General features: G+C 60.1%; 1 protein-coding gene. It reads right to left on the reverse strand.

The genetic code is table 11. The annotated features are described in order from the left end of the window. Positions 1–195 precede the first annotated feature (195 nt). Positions 196–1,062, reverse strand: an 867-nt coding sequence (locus AC1DT3_RS22285; protein WP_477467352.1) for an ABC transporter ATP-binding protein/permease, incomplete at its 5' end; no start/stop codon positions are given.

Consider the following 1,062-nt stretch of genomic DNA (forward strand, 5'->3'; position numbering starts at 1 on the left):
ACAATATCCTTCTATGTAGGCCTATTGTAGCTACAAATATGTTGATGGTCCATCGCTAATCGATGCAGTTGTGCTGTGTCGAATTGGAATGCGGGGCGGAAATTCGGCGCGCTCTGCTGCTCCCGAAGAAATTCGGCATCCGTCATAAGCAAAGGCCAAGCCAGATGAATGGCTCGGGCCATTGCTTTTTCTTGTTCAGTCCGCCGTCGCCGGCAACCGCTTCTCGACGGGGGCGTAGTGCCCATCGGACATGACCTGCATGTCGATCCGCCGGTCGTGGAACGCATTGAGCGTGGAGCGATGCCCGATTGAGACGATCGTCGTCTTCGGCAGGCGCTCCTTCAGCATGCCGTAAATTTCCTCTTCCGTCGGCTCGTCCAAAGCCGCCGTCGCTTCGTCGAGTAACAGCCAGTCGGGCTTTGCGAGGAGCGCGCGCGCAATGGCGAGACGCTGTTRCTCGCCGAGAGACAGCGTCTGAGCCCAGGCCCGCTCTTCATCGAGCTTGTCGGCCAGTTGCGGCAACCGGGCGGCCTTCAACGCATCCTTGAGGGCCTCGTCCGGATATTCGCCATGGGTGCCCGGATAGGTCACTGCAGCGCGCAGTGAGCCCATGGGCAGGTAGGGCCGCTGTGGCAGCAACATCATCGACTGCCCGGCCGGCGCCCGGATATCGCCCTTTCCGAACGGCCAGATGCCGGAGATTGCGCGGAAGAGGGTCGATTTGCCTGAACCTGAGGGCCCTGTCAGAAGCGTCGCTTCACCGGCGTTGAACGAGACATCGTCGGCCCGCATCAGCACGCGACCATCGGGCAAAGAGACCTTGAGATCGTCAACCGTCAGGTTGCGCCCAGGAGCGGTGCTGAGCCTCACGTGCTCGCCCTCCACATTGCTGCGCTTCACAAACTTGATCGCTGCCTCGAAGCTGGTGAGACGATCGATCACGGCCTTGTAATTCGCGATGCTGGAATACGAGGTGATGAAGAAATCGAGTGCACCTTGAACGCTGGAGAAGGCGCCCGCCGTCTGCGTGAGCTGGCCGAGGGTGATCTTCCCGACGAAGAA

It is taken from the genome of Microvirga sp. P4_G7, from assembly GCF_056401005.1.